Below are 14,539 nucleotides of genomic sequence, written 5' to 3'. Positions count from 1 at the left end.
GACCTCGCCCCGCCCCGATTCCCCCTCCCCTACCCGGCCCGAAACCGGGCCGAGGTCTCCTTCAGAAGGCCCAGGATGTGCTCAGCCAGGGGCTCGTCGAGGCTCCCCATGCCGCACGAGGGTGTAAGGAGGCACCCTCGCCGGAGGGCATCCGGGTCCACCCCGGCTTGGGCGAACCGGCCCATGGCCTCCTCGAGGCGCCGGCACAGACCCTCCGCGGTGACGTCGCGCGCCTCGGGGGAGGTGGGGACGATGCCCCAGGCGATCACGCCCCCGCGGTCCAGGAAGGTCTGGGCCTCCCCCGGGTACAAGAGCATCTTTTCCAGGAAGTGGAACGCGTCGAAATTGACGATGTGGGCCCCGCTCTCGAACAGGAGGCCCCAGTCCGTGTTCCCGCAGCAGTGGATCCCGACCCAGGCGTCCTCCGGTTCCAGGGCCTCCAGGGTGGGCCGCCAGAGGTCCAGCACCATCTCCCGGCTCAGGCTCGAGTAGGCCGAGCCGTACACCTCCATCACGGGCTCGTCCAGGAACACGATCACGGGTTTCCCGAGCCGCGCCAGCCGCCGCACCTGCCACAGGGCCTTTTGGGCCGCCAACTGACCCAGGGCGTCCCGGAAGCCGTCGTCGTGGAGCGCCTCCCGACCCGCCGGATCCTTGATCGAGGAGGCCAAGGTCACCGGGCCGGTCACGTGGGCCTTCACGCACCGCAGTTCCGGGGGCGGGTCCTGGACGAGGCGCCGCTCCAGGGCATAGAATCCGGGGGCCCGCCCGGGGCTCAGGCCGAACGCCTCCAGATCGCCGGCGAGAACCCGTTCGTAGAACCCCTCGAGCCCCCGGACCCCTTCGTCGGCGTCGGGGAGCCTTAGGTCGTCGCCCACCGGGAACCCCTCCACGTACTGGGGCACCATCCCCTCCAGCGGGCTCCGCCGGGGCAGTTGGGGCCAGAACGGGATCTCCGGGAGGTGGCGGAGCACGGCGTCCACCGCGGACTCCGGATCGGTGTGGGGGAGGCTTCCGATTCCCGTGGGCAGCCCCCCGGGCGAGAGGAGATCGGACAGGCGAGGGCCCGCAGGTTCTTGGGAGGAACGAAACGGCATGGGTAAACGCATCCTTTCCCTGGGGTTCTGGGCCGCCGCCGCCGTGGTCCTGGCCGTGAGCTGGCGTACCGGCGGATGGGGCCTGGCCGTTCCCGTGTGCACGGGCGTCGCCCTGGTGCTGGCCCTCCTCGATCTGTTCCGCCACCGGGAAACGTTGACGTGGGATCTGGGACTCGTCCAGACCCTCCTCCACCTCGTCTCGGCCGTGATCCTGGCGTCGGCGAGCCTCACGGCCCTGGCCCACCTTCTGGTCACCGGGCGGTTCGGGTTCGGCTGACCCGGGCCCGCCTTCCCCGTTAGGCCCTCCGGGACAGGCCCTCGGCCTTGAGGATCGAGCGGGTGCGCATGCGCTCCTCCCGGCGCCGCAGGGCGGCCTCCCAGCGGCGTCGATCCTCTTCGGTCTCGAGGATGAGCGGGGGCACCGGCCGGGGTTTTCCCTCGTCGTCCAGCGCCACGAACGTCAGGTAGGCCGACGCCGTGTGGCGGACGACCCCGGTCTTCGGGTCCTCGGCCTCCACCCGCACCCCCACCTCCATGCTCGTGCGGCCCACGTAGTTCATGGACGCCTTGAGGACCACCAGGTTTCCCACGTACACCGGCGCGTGGAAGTCGAGCCGGTCGATCGAGGCGGTGACGGCGTTGCCCCGGCAGTGGCGAAAGGCCACCACCCCGGCCGCGTCGTCGATCATCTTCATGATCATCCCGCCGTGGACGTTGCCGGCCAGGTTCGCGTGCTGGGGGAGCATCATCTCCGCCACCTCAACCCGGGTCTCGGACACCCTCCTGCCCTCAGCCATCCTCGGACTCCTCGTTTCGGGTCTCCGCCACCCTCGCGTCCTCGCGCAGGCCGTCGGCCTGGGCCACGAGTTGGCGCACGATCTCGTGGAACCCCTCCAAGCTCTCCCCGGCCCCCTCCCCCGACTCGGCCACGGTGGTCAGGTGCTCCTCCAGGGCCCGGGCCGCCTGCCGCTGCTCCTCCAGGGCCCCTCCGATCTCCTCCACCTCCCGGGCGAAGCTCTCCATGAGTTCGGCGGTCTGCCGGCCCGTGTCCCGGTGGCTGTCGGAGGCCGCGCGGAGCGACTGGCTCAGGGCCGCCAGGGTCTGGATCAGGGCCTGAACCCGGTCCATCTCCTGCATGCCCTGGTCCAGGTTCTCGGCCACCCGGTGGAGGCTCGCGTTCACCTCGTCGGCCGCGCTCACCATGGCCCGGGCCTGTTCGTCCTGGCGCTGGGCCGATTGGGCGATCTCCCGGGCCTCCCCTACGGCGGCCACCACGGCCTGTTCGATCCGTTGGATCTCCCCCCCCGCCCTCTCCCCCAGCCGGCGCGCATCGTCCACGGCGGCGAGGCTTTCGGAAAGGCCCCGGGCCGCCTCGGCGATGTTCTCCTGAACCTCCCGGATGAGGGCCGCGATCTGCCCCGCGTTCTCCCGGGTGCGCCGCGCCAGGCCCCGGATCTGGTCGGCCACCACCGCGAAGGCGGCCCCCCGCTCCCCGGCCTGGGCGGCCAGGATCGCCGCGTTCAGGGACAGGAGACCCGTCTCCTCGCTGACCTCGGTGATCACCCCGAGGATGCCCTCGATCTCCCGGCTCCGGTCGGCCAGCGCCTGCACCGCGGCCCCCAGGGTCTGTGACGCGCCCTCGATCCGCCGGATGCCCTCCCCCACCTGAACCACCGCGTCCCGCCCCTCCCGGGCGGCCCCCTCCACCTCCTGGAAGAGATCGAGGCTCCGGTCGATCCGGTTGCGAATCTCGCCCATGGCCCGGCCGACCTCGGCCACGAACCCGGTCGTGCGGTCGCTCGCCTCGCTCACCCGCTCCACGTTGCCGTGGATCTCCCGCAGGGCCCCGTAGATCTGGGTGATCGAGGCCGTGGCCTCCTCCACCGAGCGGTTCAGGGTTTCGGCCCCGGAGAAGAGTTCCTCGGTGCTCTGGGCCAGGGTGTCCATGAAGGCGAGCCCCCGCTCGCTCTCCGCCTGGACCCGCTGTGCCCGGTCCCATACCCGTTCCCCCGCCCCGTCGACCACCGAGAGCCCCTCCTTCGCCCCCTCGACGGCCCGGCCCAGGTTGTCGAGCACCCACCCGAGCAGGGTGGCGTGCTCCTGCATCCGGCGGACCACGTCGCGGATGGCGTCGGCGTGGGAGTCCAGCCGGCGGAGACGGTCCTCCAGCTCGTGGCCCAGGGGGCCCCAGGGACCGTCCGGATGTTCCCGCGCCACCTCGAGGAGCTCCCGTAGGGTCGCGGGCGGCCGGCTGGTTCGCGGCCACAGGCCTGTCACGGCGAGCCCGATGGCGGCCAGCCCCGTTCCCGCCGCCCCCCACCCGGCCCAGGCGATCCCGGCGCCAGCCAGGCCCAGGAGCCCGCCGATCCACCCGCCCAGGCGAGAGCCGCTTCCATCCATGCGCCGATCTCCTTTCTCACGGTTCGGTGATCTTCTCTTCGATCGGCCACGGCGGCGCGCCACTTGACCCCGGCGGGGCCCCCTCGTCTTTCCAAAATTTCTCCTCCAGGCGCTCCAGGAGCGGGGCCAGGGTCTCCGGCCGGCGGGCGCTCACGGCCACGCCGCCGTGGAGCCTGGCCAGCCGCTCGGCCTCGCCCGGGGGCAGGAGGTCCGCCTTGTTGAACACCAGGAGCGTGGGCTTGTCGCCGAGGTCGAGTTCGCCCAGCAGCCGCTCCACGGCCCGGATCTGGGCCTCGAAGGCGGGGTTCGCCACGTCCACCACGTGGAGCAGCAGATCCGCGTCGTGGAGCTCCTCGAGGGTGGCCCGAAACGCCCCCACGAGCCCTTCGGGAAGATCCCGGAGGAACCCCACGGTGTCCGTGATGATCACTTCCCGTTCCCGGGGGAACCGAAGCCGGCGGGTCGAGGTGTCCAGGGTGGCGAAAAGGAGGTCCTCGGTGAACACCTCGGAGCGGGTGAGCGCGTTCAGGAGCGTGCTCTTCCCGGCGTTCGTGTACCCCACGATGCTCACGATCGGCACGCCCGAGCGCTGCCGCCGCTGCCGCCGTTGGGTGCGGCCCCGGGCCACGGCCTCGAGCCGGCGCTCCAGGTGGGCGATGCGGTCGCGAACCCGGCGGCGGTCCACCTCGAGCTTCGTCTCCCCCGGCCCCCGCCCGCCGATGCCGCCCGTGAGCCGGCTCATGGCCAGCCCCTTGCCCCGCAGCCGCGGCAGGATGTACCGGAGCTGGGCCAGCTCCACCTGCACCTTGCCGTCGGGGGTGTGGGCCCGGCGGGCGAAGATGTCGAGGATGAGCTGGGTGCGGTCGATCACCCGGACCTCGGCCAGTTCCGAGATGGCCTGGGCCTGGGCCGGCGAGAGCTCCTGGTCGAACACGAGGAGATCGGCCCCCTTCTGGAGGGCCGACGCGATCACCTCCCGGAGCCTCCCCTCCCCCAGGAGGTACCGGGGATTGATCCGCCGGGGCCGCTGGACCACGGTTTCCACCGGCTCCACACCGGCGGTCCGGCACAGCTCCCGCAACTCCCGGACCCGTTCCTCCACCTCGTGGCGGGGCGCCGTGGACACGTGGACCAGGATGGCCCGGTCGGCGGCGAGCCGGGTCTCCACCGTGCCCGCCTGGCGGCTGGCGATCTCGTCCTCGAGGGCCCGGATGAACTCCCCGAAAGGCAGCCGAAAGGCGAAGAAGTCCTGGGGCGGAAGGAGCCGGTAGGTTTCCCCCCTGGGGTTCGGCGGCAGGAGGTGGGCCACCCGGATCGTTCCGGGCCGGCCCTCGCGGGTGACCTCCACAGCGGCCATGGCGTCGAGCCGGAGGAGCGTCAGGTCCGCGAGGTCGTCCTCGTTCAGATCCTCGCCCCGCAGATGGGTGTGGACGCACCGGACCCCCCGGAGCTTTCCCCGACCCAGGCCGTGGCGGGAGAGGTCGGGGATCAGGATGCCGGCCTCGTCCCCCACCACCACGTGGAGCACGCTGCCCCGCCGGTCCACGACCACCCCCACCTGGCGGCCCGTCTCCCGGCTCAGCCGGGCCATCTGGTTGGCGAGCTCCGCGGTGACCAGGTCCTCCTCGGGGATCCTCCGGCGGTAGAGGCGCTCGAGCGCCCGGATCTGGCTGGGCTTGAGGCCCGTCAGGTTGCCCTGCACCTGGGAAATGGGTCGTCACCTCCTCGCGGTCCGGTTTCCGGATCCCATCCTATCACCCGCATTCGCCGAGGAGGAAGCGGATCCACGCCTCCATCCCCTCCCCCGTGCGGGCCGACACCACGAACACCCGGAGCTCCGGGTTCACGGCGCGCAGATTCCGCAGGAGGAGGTCCAGGTCCACGTCCAGGTGGGGCAAGAGGTCCGCCTTGGTGACCACGGCGGCGGTGGCGTGGTGGAACACGGCCGGGTACTTGAGCGGCTTGTCCTCGCCCTCGGTCACGCTCACGAGGGCCACCTTCTCGTCCTCCCCGAGGTCGTAGGTGGCCGGGCAGACGAGGTTCCCCACGTTTTCGATGATCAGGAGGTCGACGCCCCCCGGGCTCCGGTGCCGGAGCCGCTCGAACGCCCGCCGGACCATGGCGGCGTCGAGATGGCACGCCCCCCCGGTCACCACGGCCTCCACGGGCACACCGGTGCGGGCGATGCGCTCCGCGTCGTTCTCGGTTTGGACGTCGCCCTCGATCACCGCGGCCCGCACGCCTCCGGGCAGCCGGCGCAGGGTCGTCTCGAGGAGCGTGGTCTTCCCGGAACCCGGGCTCGAGATCAGGTTCACGCTCCGGCGCACCCCGGCGGAAGCAAACAACTCGTGATTCGCCTTCGCCAGAGCGTCGTTACGAGCCAATATCTTCTGTTCTACCCGAAGTTCGGTCATCCGTCCTCCACGTCCAGTTCCTCCAGCAGGAGCTCGTCGCCGGCCACCATCTCGGCGCCCTCCCGGCCGCAGGCCGGGCAGGGGTCGAAATACCCCTGGGCGGGGAACCGCTCGCCGCAGTGGCCGCACAGGAACTCGGCCTCCCGCACCTCCATGTCCACCCGGGCCCCCTCGAGCACGGGACCCTCGAGGAGGGTCTCCAGGGCGAACCGAAGGGTTTCGGGCTCCACCCCGGACCACCGGCCCACCACCACCTTGAGCCGGGCGATCCGGGCCGCTCCCTCCCGTTCGGCCGTCTCGCGGGCGAGCCGCAACACTTCCATGGCGATTCCGGTTTCGTGCACGGGCAGGTGGCCTCCGGTTGTGGGCTCGCGGCGTTCGGTCGTCGCCGCCGCGCGTCGGGCGCCCGTTATAGGGGTGCGGGGGCCGGGTGTCAACGCGGCCCCGGGGGTTCCCGGCTGCCGGGGGTTGTGGTAGTAAGTGCCGACCTCGTTCCCCAACCCGCGGAGGAGTTCCATGGCCGACATCAAAAAGATGTACCGCACCGTGATGGACGACCATTTCCCCGACCGCCTGACCATCACCTTCGGCGACCAGACCCTGGAGTACCGCAAGCGCACCTGGAAGCTCCCCGAGGCGTCCGGCGAGCTGGTGGAGAAGGGCCTTCGGTATGGGGAGAATCCCGGCCAGGAGGCGGCCCTCTACGAGCTCGTGGCCGGAAACCTGACGCTCGGCGAGTGCACCTTCATCGAGCCGGGCCTGGGTCTCGTCTCGTCCCTGGCCGAGGAGCACATGCTCCAGGCCGGAAAACACCCCGGGAAGATCAACCTGACCGACGTGGACAACGGCCTCAACATCCTACGGTACCTGATGGAAAAGCCCACGGCCGTGATCCTCAAGCACAACAACCCGAGCGGCGCCGCCGAGGCCGAAAGCCTCGAGCAGGCGTTCCGCCGGGCGTTCCGGGCCGACCGCATCGCCGCGTTCGGCGGGGCCTTGGTGGTCAACCGGCCGCTGGACCGGGCCACGGCCGAGGCCGTGGTGGAGCAGTACCTGGAGGTGGTCGCGGCACCCGACTACGAGGAGGGGGTGGTCGAGATCCTCAAACGCCGTAAGGACCTTCGCATCCTGGCCGTGCCCCGCATGGACCGACTGGCCGAGTACCGAACCCGCCGGTTCGTGGACTTCAAGAGCCTGATCGACGGGGGCCTCATCGTGCAGCAGTCGCCCCTGAACGCCATCCAGAGCCCCTCCGATTTTCAGCCGGCCGTGGCCACCCACGAGGGCCGGGAGTACCGGGTGAACCGCGAACCGACCCCCGCGGAGCTCGCGGATCTCTTCTTCGGCTGGTGCGTGGAACAGGGGGTCACGTCGAACTCCGTGCTCTACGTGAAGGACCGGTGCACGGTGGGAATCGGCACCGGGGAGCAGGACCGGGTGGGGGTGGCCGAGATCGCGGTGTTCAAGGCCTACACCAAATACGCCGACGCCCTGTGCTACGACCGCCACGGGCTGCCCTACAAGGACCTCGAGCTGCGGGTCCGCAAGGGGGAGGCCGACCAGGCCCTGCTCGACGAGATCCAGGAGGAAACCCGCCGGGCCAAGGGCGGGCTCATCGGCTCGGCCATGATCAGCGACGCCTTCTTCCCCTTCCGCGACGGGGTGGACGTGGGGCTCCGGGAGGGGGTCACGGCCGTGTGCCAGCCCGGTGGGGCCAACCGGGACTGGGAGGTGATCGAGGCCGTGAACGAGGCCGGTGCCACCATGGTGTTCACCGGGCAGAGGTGCTTCAAGCATTAATGTGCGGACGTCGGGACGGTAGGACGTTCGGACGGAACGATCGGGGGGCGGCGGGATGAGAAACGGGACACCCCTCCCCACGGAGAGACCCATGACGCTATCGCAGAAGGCCCGTTCCTTCACCGAGTCCGTCATCCGAGAGATGACCCGCCACGCCGTGGCCCACGGGGCGGTGAACCTGGCCCAGGGGTTCCCCGATTTCCCCTGCCCCCGGGAACTCAAGGACGCCGCGTGCCGGGCGATCCAGGACGACATCAACCAGTACGCCATCACCTGGGGCGCCCGGCCGTTCCGGGAGGCCCTGGCGGAGAAGACCCGCCGGTTCCTGGGGATCGAGGTGGACCCGGAGGCCGAGATCACCGTGACCTGCGGATCCACCGAGGCCATGATCGCGAGCCTCCTGGCCGTGGTGGATCCCGGGGACGAGGTGGTGGTGTTCGAGCCCTTCTACGAGAACTACGGGCCCGACGCGATCCTGTGCGGCGCCACGCCCCGGTACGTGGCCTTGCGGCCCCTGGAGGAAGGGGGCGTGCGCCGCTGGACCTTCGACCCGGACGACCTCGCCCGGGCGTTCTCCCCCCGCACCCGGGCCGTGGTCTTGAACACCCCCCAGAACCCCACGGGCAAGGTGTTCACGGCGGAAGAACTCGGGACCGTGGCCTCCCTGTGCCGGGAGCACGACGCCGTGCTCGTGACCGACGAGATCTATGAGCACATCGTGTTCGACGGCCGCAGGCACGTGGCCCCCATGACCCTTCCGGGCATGCGGGACCGCACCATCGCGATCAGCGGCCTCAGCAAGACCTACTCGGTCACCGGTTGGCGCATCGGGTACGCCATCGCCTGCCCCGAACTCACGGCGGGCATCCGGAAGGTCCACGACTTCCTTACGGTAGGCGCCGCGGCCCCCCTCCAGGAGGCCGGCGCCGTGGCTTTGGGGCTGCCCGAGACCTACTATCGCGACCTCGCGGCCCTCTACCAGGCCAAGCGGGACCGGTCCGTTCCTCGGCTCGAGGCTCTGGGGTTTCGGTGCTTCCCTCCGGAGGGGGCCTATTACGTCATGGCCGACATCTCGGGGTTCGGGGCGAAGGACGACACCGCCTTCGCCCTGGAGCTCGTGCGGCACGCCGGGGTCGCGGTGGTTCCCGGGTCGAGCTTCTTCTCCGACCCGGCACTGGGGAGAACCCTGGTGCGGTTTTGCTTCTGCAAGCGGGACGAAACCCTGGACGAGGCGCTCGACCGCCTGGAGCGCTGGGCCCGGGCGGGAGCCGGGTAGCCGAGCCCAGGGGCTGGCTCCCTATTCCTGTCTCGCTCCCGCCTCCGCCCAGATCGCCCCGGCCGAGGAGGTGCCGATCCGGTCGGCCCCGGCGGCGAGAAACGCCAGGGCCTGCTCCAGGGTCCGGATCCCCCCCGAGGCCTTCACCCCGCACCGGCCGCGGGCCACCTGCCGAAGCAGCCGCACGTCGTCCAGGCTCGCGCCCCGTGGCCCGAACCCGGTGGACGTCTTCAGGAAGTCGGCCCCGCAGCCGAGCGCTAGGGCCCCGGCTTCCTTGAGCCGGGGTGGATCGAGGTAGGCCGTCTCGAGGATCACCTTGAGCACCCGTTCCCCCGCCGCCGTCCTGAGGGTGCGCAGTTCCTCGGCCACGGCCCGGTAGCGCCCCTCGAGAAACCACCCGACATTCCAGACCGCGTCCACCTCCTCGGCCCCGTCGCGAAGGGCCTGCTCCACCTCCGCCGCCTTGGCCCCGGTGGACGAGGTGCCCAGGGGGAACCCGGCCACGGTCACCACCCGAACCCCGGTTCCCCGCAGGTGCCCCGCCGCCTCGGCCACCCGGCACGGGCTCACGCACACCCCGAGCCAGCCGTGTTCGGCCGCCTCCCGGCACAGCGCCTCCACCTGGCCGGCCGAGGACACCGGGGAAAGAAGCGTGGACTCCAGGGCCCCCCTAAGCCGATCGAGATCCATGGCGGTTTCTCCTACTACGACCAACGGAAAGTGTTGTCAGATCCCCGGCGTTACAACGGAAACCCGCGGGTGGGGGGCTGGTGGAGAGCCGGGTGCGGCCCCTTGCCTCGCCGCGCCATCACCACGCCCGGATCGCTTTGAAAGGTTCGGAACGTCCGCCACCCCCGCCCCGCCCTGCCGAGCCGACAACGGCATGGAAAGGCGCGGCGATCCGGTGCCGCACTCGCGCCCGGCCGTAACCAGTCCCCCACCCGCCCCCCGGCAATACTTTTGAAGGTATTGGTAACGCTTCGAAGGAACTTCGGTCCACGATCGCCGGTCGGTGGTCCCCGGTCCCTCAGCCCATGGCGCGGCGGTCCTCCCTGCGGCCGAAACCGGGTCAAGCCCCAAGGCTCAACCTTCCCCTGCCGATTGCCGATCCGAACGGGCACCGGGTAGGCTTGAGACAAAGGACACCGCGATGCGCATCCGGAACGCTTTCCTCCTGATCGGCCTTCTCCTCCTCGCCTCGTGCGCGGCCCATCTCGACGCCCGCACCGACGACGAGGTGCCCCCGCGGTTTTCCCACCTCCTCGCGGAAGCCGACCGGCGCGTCGGCCAGTTCGTGGTGATCGGCGGGGTGGTGGAGGAGGTCCGGGCCACCGAAACCGGCACCGAACTGCGGCTCCTCCACAAACCCATCGACGGGTGGGACCGGCCCCGCACCGACCGTCTGGGCGACGGCCGCATCCTCGCCCAGTATGACGCCGAACTGGATCCGCGGCTGTTCTCCCCCGGCCGGGCCGTCACCGTGGTTGGGGAACTCGCGGGCACGGCCGAACGAACCGAGGGGGACGCCACGCGCCGGTACCTCGTCGTCAAGGCCGCCGAGGTGCGGGCCTGGTCCCGCCGGGAACTCGCCCGGACCCCGTTTTCCCGCGCGGAAGCCTGGTATCCCCCCTGGTACGACCCGGCCGTGGGCACCCGGCCGTGGTGGTGGTGACTCCGCGGGGACGCGCGGATGCGTGGACGTGCGAAGGGTACTTCTTCCGCTCGTATGCCTCCCGGGATCCAAGCGCCCGGGGGCCACCCGTCCCGTCACCCGAACGGCGCGGCAAGCCAGCGCTCCACGTCGCCCTCCGGTTCGGGCTCGAACCCGAAGGCCGCGTGCCACATGGCCGGGGTTTCCATGCAGAGGTAGAGCCGCAAACCCTCTCCCGCCCGGCGGCGGATCCGGTCGGCCAAGAACCGGTAGGCGTCGCGCCGTAGCGGCCAGAAGTACCGGAGCTTCCCGTCCGGCCCGGGAACGTGCTCCCCGAAAAACGCCCTCGCGCCCCGGAGTTTGGGGCCCCAGCGCTCCAGGAACCGCCGGGGGAACCGAAGCGTGCCGAGGCTCACCCAGGCCACCCGGTCGGCGGGCACGGCCGAAAACAGGGCCTCCACGACATCGGCGTAGGCCTCCCGCCACCCCGGCTCCAGGATCACCGGATCGAAATGGAACGCCACCCGATACCCGGCCCGCACGGCCGCCGCGGCCGCGGCGAGGCGCCGGTCCAGGGGGGCGGTGCCCGGCTCGTCCGTGCGGATCCGCTCCGGGGGGTTCACCGACCAGGCCACCACCAGGTTGGGGAGGGGCTCCAGACCCAGGAGACCGTCGATGCGGTCGCTCTTGGTCTTGAGCTCCAGGGTCACCCGCGGGTGGGGGGCCACCAGGTCCCGGAGCCACCGGGCGTGGCCGGTCCAGGGGTCCAGCGCCAGGCTGTCGGCGAACTCCCCGGTGCCGAGCCGGACCGGGCCGGGCCAGGCCTCCAGGGCTTCCCGAAACTCGGCCTCGGCGTCGGCCAGGTTGGCGTAGACGGTCAGGGGCTCCTCGGGCGCGTAGAACCGAAGGAAACAGTACGTGCACCCGAACGGGCACTGAAACGCCGGGGTCAGCACCCAATACCCGCACCGCACCACCCCCGGGCTGCAGGGGCAGGGCTTCAGGAACCGGCCGGGGTCGCGGGTCACATGCGCCGTGCGTCGGCCGCGGGGGCCGGGGGCCCCTTGGGGCCGCACCTCCACCGGCACCTCGTCCCCCACCCGGCCGAGGAATGCCCGGGTGAAGGGCAGGTCCCGGACGTCCTCGTCTACCACGATGCGCGAAAAGGGCCGGGTCACCCGAGAAACTCCGCCAGGGCGTCCCAGGCCCCCGATTCGGCCGCCCGCCGGGCCTCGCCGAGACGGCGGGCGAGCTCCTCCAGGCTCCGGAACGCCACCGCGCACCGCAGTTCTCCCCCCTCGAAATGCTGGGGCGCCTCGACCCGCACCCCCTCGGGGAGCTCCAGATCCTTCACCACCCGGCGAAACCGCCCCTCCCAGCGGGTCACCGTGGGAAACCGGCGGGCCCGCAGTTCGGCACGCAGGCCCTCGGGCGTCCCCTTCCACTCCCACAGCCCCTCGGCCCGGAGCCATCCCTCCACCTCGGCCCCCTCGGCCCAGGCGCACTCCAGGGCCAGACGCGCCAACTCGGCGAACCGGTTCCCCCCGAGCCGCCAGGCCGAAAGCCAGGTGAGCACCGACACGGCCTCGGGCTCCGGCACCCCGGCCAGGGCCCGGGCCGCGGCGGCCGGAACCCGGCCCTCCACCACGCCATCCCGGAGGGGCTCGGGCAACCCGGCGAACCACAGGGCGTCGCGGGCCGCCTGGGGCCGCGGGGCGAGTCCAAGGCGGGGGAACACGGTCTCGGCCAACCCCTCCAGGGCTTCCCCGGTGTCGGCCGTGCGCCGCCGCAGGTAGAGCCCCGCCTCCACGGGGTTCCAGGGCCGGTGGTCGGCGTGGTCCGCGAGGAGGAGGTCCCACAGGGCCGGCCCCTCGAGGTCGGTGATCCGCACCGGAACCGACGACGCGCCGACCCGGCGCAGGGCATCGAGCCGGCGGTGGCCCGCCACGACGGTAAGCCCTCCCCCCTCCTCCCGGACCCACAGGGGCCGAAGCACGCCCACGCGGGCGACGCTCTCGGCCAGCCGGGCCCGCTCCTCCCCGGGCGGCCACGAAAACGAGTAGCGTTCCGGATCCGGGCGCAGCGCGTCCGGTTCCACCAGGGTCAGCCGATCCGTTCCCGCCACGCCAACGCCTCCTGCCGGGAGTGCTCGAACACCCGGGCCCTCTCCGTCTGGCCCCGCTTCCGGGCCCCCAGGGCCACCACCCGCGCCTTCTCGGCCAGGGTCTCGAGGGCCCGGGCCCGGAGCCGGTCGGGCACCTCGGGGTCGTAGGCCACCTTCCACAGGGCCCGTACCCGGAACCGGTCGAGCCCGAAGTGGGCCTGGGAGAGTTGGCCCGGGTGGCCGTTTCGCTTGACGATGAGCCGCTCGGGCACGAGCAACACCGGGTGCCGGGCCGCGAGCCGGAGCCAGAGATCGTAATCCTCGCAGGCCGGCAGGCTCTCGTCAAAGCCCCCCAGGGCCTCGAACACCTCGCGCCGCATCAGGATCGAGGAGGGGCTGATGATGCAAAGGGGCAGGCAGCGCTCGAAGATCCAGCCCGAGTACTTGGCGTGGATCTTCCGGGGATTCGCCCAGCGACCGTTGCGGTACCAGATCTCCTCGGTGTAGGCGGCCGGGTGGTCGGGGTGGGCCGCCAGGGCCTCGAGCTGGCGCTCGAGCTTCCGGGGGAGCCACCTATCGTCGGAGTCGAGGAACGCGAGCCACTCCCCCGAGGTTTCGGCCGCCCCCCGGTTTCGCGCCGCGCTCGCGCCCCGGTTCTCCTGGACCACGATCCGGAGCCGGGGGTCGGGAAACCGCGCCGCCAGGTGCTCGGCGGTGCCGTCGGTGCTGCCGTCGTCGACCACCACGAGCTCGAGGTCGGGGAAGGTCTGTTCCAAAACGCTCGCGACCGCCTCGTCCACCAGGCCGAGGCGGTCGTGGGTCGGGATCACCACGGAGACGTGGGGCATGGGGTGTCCGCTGGGGGGTACCGTGAATCGTGAAGTCGTGAATCGTTGGGCCGGTCGGCCTCGTTCAGCACGTTCGTCGAGCGCCGCGGGGGAACGAGAGGACTCCGGCGCGGCTCCCTCCGCGCCCTCCGTGGTTCCCCCTTAGCCCTTCTGCCAGCGCTCCAGGAGCTTCGTGCCCGTCAGTTTCCGGAAGTTGGGCTCGGCCGCCCCCACCTCCCGGCCCCCGCCGTGGACCAGATTGTACCCGGCCACCCGGCCCTGGTCCCGGGCGCTCTCCCACCCGAAGTTCCCCCGGATCCAGCCGTGCTCGCTGTCGAACACCCGGGCCACGTCGCCCGCCGCGTAGATGTTGTCGAAGTTGGTCCGGAGTTCCCGGTCCACCACCACCCCCCCGTCCACCAGGAGCCCGCTCCCCGCCAGGTACTCGACGGCGGGTTCCAGGGCCCCGGCCTCGCACACGAGCCCCGCGTCGATGGCCCGGCGGGACGAGGTGACCACCCGGTAGCCCTCGCCGTTTCGGTCGAGGATGTCCAGCACGGTCTCGTCGAACAGCACCTCCACCTTCTCGGAAAGCAGCTTTTCGAGCACGTCGGCCCGGGCCACCGGCGACCCCGGCGGCCAAAACCGGGTGTGGCTCGTGAGGTACACCACCCGGCACCCCCGCAAGGCAAAGGCCCGGACCACCTCGAGCCCGGTGTGCCCCTCCCCCTCCACGAGCACCCACTGCCCCGCTCCGGTCGCCGCGCCGGCCAGCCGGATCGCGTCGGCAAACGAGTTCAGCGTGAACACCTTGTGCCGGAGTTCGGCCGCCCGCCGGCCCATGCGCGGCGCCGCCCCCGTGGCGATGAGGAGCCGGTCGAAGTAGAGGCTCGTGCCGTCGCTGAGGAGCACCCGGGACTCGTGGGGGAACACCCGGTACACCCGGGCCCCGGCCCGGACCTCCGTTTCG

General features: G+C 71.6%; 15 protein-coding genes. 4 read left to right on the top strand and 11 right to left on the bottom strand.

The genetic code is table 11. The features are described from left to right. Window positions 1–29: 29 nt before the first annotated feature. Entirely contained in the window at window positions 30–1,097 is a 1,068-nt protein-coding gene (locus tag ACY0I8_RS03875) for a uroporphyrinogen decarboxylase/cobalamine-independent methonine synthase family protein (RefSeq protein ID WP_461393656.1), read from the bottom strand. On the opposite strand from ACY0I8_RS03875, the gene ACY0I8_RS03870 reads away from it, so the two are divergent. Beyond that, window positions 1,096–1,374, top strand: a complete 279-nt coding sequence (locus tag ACY0I8_RS03870; RefSeq protein WP_461393655.1) for a hypothetical protein — start codon at window positions 1,096–1,098, stop codon at window positions 1,372–1,374. The two genes, ACY0I8_RS03875 and ACY0I8_RS03870, sit on opposite strands and share 2 nt — an antisense overlap. 19 nt (window positions 1,375–1,393) lie before the next feature. On the opposite strand, the gene ACY0I8_RS03865 is transcribed toward ACY0I8_RS03870, so the two are convergent. From ACY0I8_RS03865 to ACY0I8_RS03845, 5 genes are read right to left on the bottom strand one after another with little or no spacing between them, the layout of a single operon-like run. Next, a complete protein-coding gene (locus tag ACY0I8_RS03865) occupies window positions 1,394–1,894 on the bottom strand; it encodes an acyl-CoA thioesterase (RefSeq protein ID WP_459939897.1) in 501 nt (166 codons plus the stop codon). After that, window positions 1,887–3,497, bottom strand: coding sequence for a methyl-accepting chemotaxis protein (locus ACY0I8_RS03860; protein WP_461393654.1), 1,611 nt, complete (start codon window positions 3,495–3,497; stop codon window positions 1,887–1,889). The genes ACY0I8_RS03865 and ACY0I8_RS03860 overlap by 8 nt, the downstream gene beginning before the upstream one ends. A 16-nt stretch (window positions 3,498–3,513) precedes the next feature. Beyond that, on the bottom strand, window positions 3,514–5,199 hold the full coding sequence (hflX, locus tag ACY0I8_RS03855; RefSeq protein WP_461393653.1) for a GTPase HflX: 1,686 nt from the start codon (window positions 5,197–5,199) through the stop codon (window positions 3,514–3,516). Window positions 5,200–5,251: 52 nt separating this feature from the next. After that, window positions 5,252–5,911, bottom strand: coding sequence for a hydrogenase nickel incorporation protein HypB (gene hypB / locus ACY0I8_RS03850; RefSeq protein WP_461393652.1), 660 nt, complete (start codon window positions 5,909–5,911; stop codon window positions 5,252–5,254). Further along, the gene (locus ACY0I8_RS03845; RefSeq protein WP_461393651.1) at window positions 5,908–6,255 is read right to left on the bottom strand and encodes a hydrogenase maturation nickel metallochaperone HypA/HybF; all 348 of its coding nucleotides are present in this window, start codon (window positions 6,253–6,255) and stop codon (window positions 5,908–5,910) included. The genes hypB and ACY0I8_RS03845 overlap by 4 nt, the downstream gene beginning before the upstream one ends. A 172-nt stretch (window positions 6,256–6,427) precedes the next feature. Between ACY0I8_RS03845 and ACY0I8_RS03840 the strand changes: the two genes are divergently transcribed. Then, window positions 6,428–7,711 carry an IMP cyclohydrolase gene (locus tag ACY0I8_RS03840; protein WP_461393650.1) on the top strand — a complete coding sequence of 428 codons (1,284 nt, stop codon included), beginning with the start codon at window positions 6,428–6,430 and terminating at the stop codon, window positions 7,709–7,711. Between the two features lie 91 nt (window positions 7,712–7,802). After that, entirely contained in the window at window positions 7,803–8,987 is a 1,185-nt protein-coding gene (locus ACY0I8_RS03835; RefSeq protein ID WP_461393649.1) for a pyridoxal phosphate-dependent aminotransferase, read from the top strand. 21 nt (window positions 8,988–9,008) lie between these two features. On the opposite strand, the gene deoC is transcribed toward ACY0I8_RS03835, so the two are convergent. Beyond that, on the bottom strand, window positions 9,009–9,677 hold the full coding sequence (gene deoC, locus ACY0I8_RS03830) for a deoxyribose-phosphate aldolase (protein WP_461393648.1): 669 nt from the start codon (window positions 9,675–9,677) through the stop codon (window positions 9,009–9,011). A 460-nt stretch (window positions 9,678–10,137) separates the two neighbouring features. Here deoC and ACY0I8_RS03825 point away from each other — a divergent pair, with 460 nt between their 5' ends. Further along, window positions 10,138–10,659, top strand: coding sequence for a Slp family lipoprotein (locus ACY0I8_RS03825; protein WP_459939889.1), 522 nt, complete (start codon window positions 10,138–10,140; stop codon window positions 10,657–10,659). A 95-nt stretch (window positions 10,660–10,754) separates the two neighbouring features. Here ACY0I8_RS03825 and ACY0I8_RS03820 read toward each other — a convergent pair whose 3' ends face one another. The 4 genes from ACY0I8_RS03820 to ACY0I8_RS03805 all read right to left on the bottom strand — a co-directional run. Then, window positions 10,755–11,816, bottom strand: coding sequence for an SPL family radical SAM protein (locus ACY0I8_RS03820; protein WP_461393647.1), 1,062 nt, complete (start codon window positions 11,814–11,816; stop codon window positions 10,755–10,757). Next, on the bottom strand, window positions 11,813–12,763 hold the full coding sequence (locus ACY0I8_RS03815; RefSeq protein ID WP_461393646.1) for a ParB/RepB/Spo0J family partition protein: 951 nt from the start codon (window positions 12,761–12,763) through the stop codon (window positions 11,813–11,815). Before ACY0I8_RS03815 ends, ACY0I8_RS03820 begins: the two co-directional genes overlap by 4 nt. Next, window positions 12,742–13,590, bottom strand: coding sequence for a glycosyltransferase family protein (locus ACY0I8_RS03810; RefSeq protein ID WP_459939886.1), 849 nt, complete (start codon window positions 13,588–13,590; stop codon window positions 12,742–12,744). Before ACY0I8_RS03810 ends, ACY0I8_RS03815 begins: the two co-directional genes overlap by 22 nt. 141 nt (window positions 13,591–13,731) lie before the next feature. Continuing rightward, window positions 13,732–14,539, bottom strand: an 808-nt coding sequence (locus ACY0I8_RS03805) for an FAD-dependent oxidoreductase (protein ID WP_461393645.1), incomplete at its 5' end; no start/stop codon positions are given.

The organism is Deferrisoma sp., assembly GCF_054681715.1.
This window is presented reverse-complemented; position numbering and strand designations above follow the sequence as displayed.

What these genes read in the sequence shown, in the direction of transcription:
- ACY0I8_RS03835 (WP_461393649.1), top strand. Translation starts at nt 7,803, where the DNA reads ATGACGCTATCGCAGAAGGCCCGTTCCTTCACCGAGTCCGTCATCCGA.
- ACY0I8_RS03860 (WP_461393654.1), bottom strand. Translation starts at nt 3,497, where the DNA reads ATGGATGGAAGCGGCTCTCGCCTGGGCGGGTGGATCGGCGGGCTCCTG.
- ACY0I8_RS03875 (WP_461393656.1), bottom strand. Translation starts at nt 1,097, where the DNA reads ATGCCGTTTCGTTCCTCCCAAGAACCTGCGGGCCCTCGCCTGTCCGAT.
- ACY0I8_RS03810 (WP_459939886.1), bottom strand. Translation starts at nt 13,590, where the DNA reads ATGCCCCACGTCTCCGTGGTGATCCCGACCCACGACCGCCTCGGCCTG.
- ACY0I8_RS03825 (WP_459939889.1), top strand. Translation starts at nt 10,138, where the DNA reads ATGCGCATCCGGAACGCTTTCCTCCTGATCGGCCTTCTCCTCCTCGCC.
- ACY0I8_RS03840 (WP_461393650.1), top strand. Translation starts at nt 6,428, where the DNA reads ATGGCCGACATCAAAAAGATGTACCGCACCGTGATGGACGACCATTTC.
- deoC (WP_461393648.1), bottom strand. Translation starts at nt 9,677, where the DNA reads ATGGATCTCGATCGGCTTAGGGGGGCCCTGGAGTCCACGCTTCTTTCC.
- ACY0I8_RS03870 (WP_461393655.1), top strand. Translation starts at nt 1,096, where the DNA reads ATGGGTAAACGCATCCTTTCCCTGGGGTTCTGGGCCGCCGCCGCCGTG.
- hypB (WP_461393652.1), bottom strand. Translation starts at nt 5,911, where the DNA reads ATGACCGAACTTCGGGTAGAACAGAAGATATTGGCTCGTAACGACGCT.
- ACY0I8_RS03865 (WP_459939897.1), bottom strand. Translation starts at nt 1,894, where the DNA reads ATGGCTGAGGGCAGGAGGGTGTCCGAGACCCGGGTTGAGGTGGCGGAG.